The sequence below is a fragment of the Sutterella sp. genome (assembly GCF_052272535.1).
Lineage (GTDB): Bacteria > Pseudomonadota > Gammaproteobacteria > Burkholderiales > Burkholderiaceae_F > Sutterella.
Genome location: NZ_DAVZJY010000184.1, coordinates 1 through 4,758, shown reverse-complemented (window position 1 = coordinate 4,758; position 4,758 = coordinate 1). Strand labels below are relative to the sequence as shown.

General features: G+C 66.0%; 6 protein-coding genes. 3 read left to right on the top strand and 3 right to left on the bottom strand.

Annotation, left to right across the window (positions count from 1 at the left end; translation table 11 throughout):
* Both ACT6Y9_RS08735 and slmA read right to left on the bottom strand, forming a co-directional pair.
* A partial coding sequence (locus tag ACT6Y9_RS08735; protein WP_443744254.1) for a LysE family transporter occupies window positions 1-165 on the bottom strand: 165 nt, incomplete at its 3' end.
* Between the two features lie 45 nt (window positions 166-210).
* Entirely contained in the window at window positions 211-885 is a 675-nt protein-coding gene (slmA, locus tag ACT6Y9_RS08730; RefSeq protein ID WP_443744253.1) for a nucleoid occlusion factor SlmA, read from the bottom strand.
* A 157-nt stretch (window positions 886-1,042) separates the two neighbouring features.
* Between slmA and ACT6Y9_RS08725 the strand changes: the two genes are divergently transcribed.
* Together ACT6Y9_RS08725 and ACT6Y9_RS08720 are read left to right on the top strand one after the other, a co-directional pair.
* The gene (locus tag ACT6Y9_RS08725; RefSeq protein WP_443744252.1) at window positions 1,043-2,296 is read left to right on the top strand and encodes a multidrug effflux MFS transporter; all 1,254 of its coding nucleotides are present in this window, start codon (window positions 1,043-1,045) and stop codon (window positions 2,294-2,296) included.
* Window positions 2,297-2,439: 143 nt separating this feature from the next.
* Window positions 2,440-3,405: an AEC family transporter gene (locus ACT6Y9_RS08720; RefSeq protein ID WP_295478310.1), complete on the top strand. Its 966-nt coding sequence runs from the start codon at window positions 2,440-2,442 to the stop codon at window positions 3,403-3,405.
* A gap of 123 nt (window positions 3,406-3,528) precedes the next feature.
* Here ACT6Y9_RS08720 and ACT6Y9_RS08715 read toward each other — a convergent pair whose 3' ends face one another.
* Complete coding sequence (locus ACT6Y9_RS08715; RefSeq protein WP_443744251.1) at window positions 3,529-4,188, bottom strand: hypothetical protein; 660 nt, start codon at window positions 4,186-4,188, stop codon at window positions 3,529-3,531.
* Window positions 4,189-4,429: 241 nt separating this feature from the next.
* Here ACT6Y9_RS08715 and ACT6Y9_RS08710 point away from each other — a divergent pair, with 241 nt between their 5' ends.
* Window positions 4,430-4,630 carry a hypothetical protein gene (locus tag ACT6Y9_RS08710; RefSeq protein ID WP_295478304.1) on the top strand — a complete coding sequence of 67 codons (201 nt, stop codon included), beginning with the start codon at window positions 4,430-4,432 and terminating at the stop codon, window positions 4,628-4,630.
* Window positions 4,631-4,758 lie beyond the last annotated feature (128 nt).

Sequence of the window (4,758 nt, the reverse complement as noted above, 5' to 3'; positions counted from 1 at the left end):
GATGGTCTGCAGCACGAGCCCGGTGCAGAGTCCGAGGACGACCGTGATGCCGGCGCGCGCGCCGTGCACGGCCGACTGCGTGAGCACGAAGAGGTTGTCCGGTCCCGGAGCGATCGCGAGCAGGAGACTTGCGCCGAGAAAGGCGAGCCAAAGAGTGATCGGCATGGTCCGGGACCTCCTTCAATGGATGGGTGAAGGTTCGAATCGTCCTCAGGAGACGAAGGGGGCGAGCGCCACGGGGCTCACGCCGTTGGGGCGCACGAGAAAGCCCGTCATCACGAAGCGCAGCCACCGCCCGAGGATCCAATTCATCAGGAGGTTCGCGCGCGCCGAGGCGTCGAAGTCCGCCGGCAGCTCGCGCGCGAGCACGGCGTCGCGGAAGGTCTGCCGCAGGCTCATCTCGAGCTTGTCAACGAGGTGGTTCATGCGCTCGGTGAGGCGCGGATCCTCCTTCAACAGGACCTGACCGGTCATGACGCGCGTGAGGCCGCGGTTCGCGTCGGCGAAGTCGAGCATCACGGTCGTCATCACCTGGATGCGCGCGACGCACTTGAGGTTCTGGTCCGCGCGGATGCGGGTGCACAGATCCATCAGGCTCTTCTCGACGAACTCGATCAATGCATCGTACATCGCCGCCTTCGAGGGAAAGCTGCGGTAGAGCGCCGCCTCGGAGAGGTCGAGCTTCTTCGCGATGAGCGCGGTGGTGATGCGGTCGCACTGAGGATCCTCGAGGAGCTTCGCCAGCGTCTGCAGGATGTCGACGCGCCGGTTCTTGCGCGCACGCGCCGGGCGCGGAACGCGGATCAGGGGCTTGTCGGCCGGCTCCGTCGCGAGGGCGGCTTCGGCGAGCGTGGGCGTGCTGACGTCGGGCTGGGAGGTGAGCATGTCTTCGAGGTCGTTGATGTTCTGAGGGAGCGCTACTTTAGCGCACGCTCACTCCAAGGGCAATTTCCCCGCGGCGCGGATTGTTCAATTCGGCAAAACTCTCCCCGGGCAGGTGGCGTGAACATTTGTTCAATTTAAAATCGCCTCCTCTTCGGAAATGAACTCCCATTCATCCATCACCATGACCGAACGGGCAAACAGCAGAACCTTCCTCCTCATCTTCCTCGCCGCCCTTGCGGCCTTCGGGCCCTTCGTGACGGACTTCTACCTCCCGACACTCCCCGAGCAGACGGCGGACTTCCGCACGTCGCCCTCGCTCGTGCAGCTCGGGCTCTCCACGACGATGTGGGGGCTCGCGGTCGGGCAGCTCGTCGTTGGCCCCTGGTCGGACCAGGCCGGCCGCAGGAAGCCCCTCGCCTGGTGCCTTCTCCTCTTCGCCCTCTCGACGGCCGGCGCGGCGCTCGCCCCCACGATCGAGCTCTTTCTCGGCATGCGCTTTCTCGAGGGTCTCGGCGCTTCGGGGGCGATCGTGATGTCGCGCTCGATCGCCGCGGACCGCTACACCGGACGTGAGCTCGGTTCCTTCATGGGCGTGATGGGCTCGATCCAGGGCGTGGCGCCGGTGACGGCACCGCTCCTCGGCGCCCTCGTCGCCGAAACGGTCGGGTGGCGCGGCATCTTCTGGCTTCTCTTCGCGATCGGCGCGGTGCTCCTGCTCCTCACGGTCTTCACGCTCGTCGAAACCCTCCCGCGGGAGAAGAAGACGCAGCGCGCGGCGCCCGAGCGCGAGACCGTGCGGCAGAGCGCCGCGATCCTCTTGCGCGACCCGGTCTTCGCCGCGCTCGTCGTGCAGCAGTTCCTCGCCGCGGCCGTGCTCTTCGGGCACATCTCCTCGTCGCCCTTCATCTTCAAGAGCCACTTCGAGCTCTCCTCGGAGCTCTACGGCGTCGCCTTCGGCGGGCTTGCGCTCTCGGTGGCGGCGGGCGCGGCCTTTTCGAACCGCCTCGGCGACCCGCTGCGCGCCGTGGGGGTCGGCGCGGCCGGCATGCTGATCGGCTCGGGGCTCCTCGCGGGCGCCTTCGCGGCCGGCCTCTCTCTCTGGTGGGTTGTCCCCTGCTACGTGATCCTCCTCTCCTCGCTCGGCCTCACGCTCCCGGCGGCGATGACGGCGTCCCTCACCCTCCACCGTCAGCGCGCGGGGTTTGCCGCGGCGGTGTTGGGCGCCGTTTGCTTCGTGGGCGGAGGCTTGGTCGCCCCGCTCACGGCCTTGGCCGACGCGCGGCTCTGCCTCTCGGTGATCCTCCTCGTCTCGAGCGTGCTTCTCGTAATCGTCTCGGTGTGGTTGAGCCTGCGCATGAAGCTCGAAAAGGCCCGCGGCGAGACGCTCGACCTCGGCGGTGGCGAAGGCTGAGCACGCCCAAAGGCATCCGAAGAAACCCTAGGTGTCGGAAGGCGGGATTAGAATCAAAGAATTTGGTTCCGCCCGACCGCCGCCTCCTTCGCAGGCTTCATTCCAGACGGCCGCGCATGCGCTGAACCCGTTGGAAAACGCCGATGCTTGAAGCCTTCCTCAATTCCATCAACTGCGTGATCATCATGGGCCTCCTTGCGGGCGCAGGCTACTGGACCGCGAGCAAGGGCTGGTACGACCAGACGGCCTCGCAGCTCCTCGCCCGGTTGGTGACCTTCCTCTCGCTGCCCTGCTACCTCTTTGCGAGCGTCTCGGAGAAGCTCACCCACGACGAGCTCATCGCGCTCGCCGGGCCGATGATCATCCCCTTCATCTCGATGTGGACCGTCTTCTTCACGAGCCGCCTGATGGTGCGCCTCGGGCATGTCGAGCGCACGCACTCGGGAATCTTCTCCTCGGCCTACACCGCGTCGAACAACATGTTCATCGGGCTGCCGGTTTCGATCGCGCTCTTCGGCGAGGAGGCGGTGATTCCGACGCTGCTCTACTTCTTCGCCAACACGACCTTCTTCTGGACGATGGGCAACTACCTTGAGGCGATGGACGGGGTGGCGGCCGAACACCGTCAGGCCCCGAAGGTCCTCTCCCTCACGACCCTGAAGCGCGTCTTCTCGCCGCCCCTCGTCGGCTTCCTGCTCGCGATCGTGCTGCTTCTCCTCAACATGAAGCTCCCCGCGCCCATCATGTCCGCGGCGAAGTACATGGGCGGCATCACGACGCCGCTCGCCCTCATCTTCATCGGGCTCATGATCCACTCGATCGGGATCCGCAACATCCGCTTCACGCGGGACCTCTGGCTCGCGCTCTTCGGGCGCTTCCTCGTGAGCCCGCTCGTGTGCCTTGCGCTCACGATGGTGCTCCCCGTGCCGGAGCTCTTCGCCAAGGTGTACGTGATCCAGGCGGCGCTGCCCTGCATCACGCAGATCGCGGTGCTCGCGCGCTACCACCACGCCGACGTGGAGTTCGCGACGACGGCCGTCGCCTCGACGACGCTGCTCTCGGCCGTGGTGCTTCCGATCTGGATGATGATCCTCACGGCGATCATCTAAATCCCGCCATCAGGAAACAAACACGCCGCCCGCAGGACCCGCCGGTCCCGGGCGACGCTTCTTTGTCGTCCGACGTCCGCCGCGCCTGAGGCTCCTTGAAGCCCTTCGGCCCTTCAGCACGCATCAGGCGTCGTGAACCAAGCTCTCCTCGTCCACCTTCTTCTGCAGCCGCCGCCATTCGTCGAACCGGTGCGCGACCCGCGTGATCCGCTCGTCCAAGGCGCGCTTGCGCTCCTCGAGCTCCTTCACGTCCTCCGGATCAGCCTCGATCTCGGCGAGGAACTCCGCCTCGCGGGCGGCCTCGTCGCGCGCGCGGATGAGGCTCGCGAAACTCGCCTCAAATTCGCCCTCCGTGAGCGACTCGAGCGGCGCCTCGAGCGTCCTCAGGGGCGGAAGCCTCTGCGCGGCGGCAGCCTCCACCGGCGCCGGATGCATGGGCGACGCGGGCGAGAGGAAGGGGAGCTCCGTCTCAAGTCCGAATCCGGGCGGGAGCCTTCTCATGCGCTCAAAGGCGGCCTGTGCCTCGCTCATTTCCGAAGCCCCGCCCGGTACGGCGGCGGGAGGAACGGGAGCGGGCGCATCGGCAGACGCATCCGTCTGCGGCCCCTCAGGCTCCGCCGCGGCCTCGAAGCTCGCAATGGTCTCGGGTGCAAAGGTGAAGCCGAGCTCGACGGTGCCGAGCTTGAGCGGTCCCGATTCGGCCGAGAACCTCAGCGTGCGGCCGGTCGCGCGGTCGCGCAGGATCACATGGCCTTCGGGGAGAATGACGTCGTACTGCGGCATGAGAGGCGCCCTGGAAAGAGTTGCTCGAAGGAGAGCATTGTCGCAGAGCCGGGCCGCCGGCGACGAGGACGCCCCCCTGATCCCATGAAGCGCTCCTCCCGGGTCCTCCCTCCTCTCGGCCCAATCCTCTAAGGCGCGGTTAATGGCCGCGGATTAGGATGAAAATCAAGAGCGGACGCTTTCCCACGGATTCGTCCGCGCTCGACCCCAATTCCACAGAACTCCCGTCAGGCAGCACAACATGTTCACCTTCTTCACGATCATCTTCGCCCTCGTCTGGGCCGGCGTCTCCTTCCTCCTCCTCTTCAAGGTCTGGGACACCGTCGGCCCGATGGTGCTCGCCGTCTCCAAGAGCCACTTCGTGCAGGTCCTCGCCATGCTGATCATCTTCGGCGTCATCTGGGGCGTGCCGGGCTGGCTCTGGATGAAGATCTTCGGGTGAGCCTTCACCTCTTCATAGAAACGCCGCAAGGAAACATCTGACTCCAGTCAGGTGAGGAATTGCGGCACACCCTTTTAGTCGAGAGTTGTTTACCAAACCGAGCCGTAAAGCCCCGTCATTCATGGCGG

Bases quoted from the DNA above. Each gene is read 5' to 3' on its own strand.
- slmA (WP_443744253.1), bottom strand. From the start codon at position 885: ATGCTCACCTCCCAGCCCGACGTCAGCACGCCCACGCTCGCCGAAGCC.
- ACT6Y9_RS08725 (WP_443744252.1), top strand. From the start codon at position 1,043: ATGAACTCCCATTCATCCATCACCATGACCGAACGGGCAAACAGCAGA.
- ACT6Y9_RS08720 (WP_295478310.1), top strand. From the start codon at position 2,440: ATGCTTGAAGCCTTCCTCAATTCCATCAACTGCGTGATCATCATGGGC.
- ACT6Y9_RS08715 (WP_443744251.1), bottom strand. From the start codon at position 4,188: ATGCCGCAGTACGACGTCATTCTCCCCGAAGGCCATGTGATCCTGCGC.
- ACT6Y9_RS08710 (WP_295478304.1), top strand. From the start codon at position 4,430: ATGTTCACCTTCTTCACGATCATCTTCGCCCTCGTCTGGGCCGGCGTC.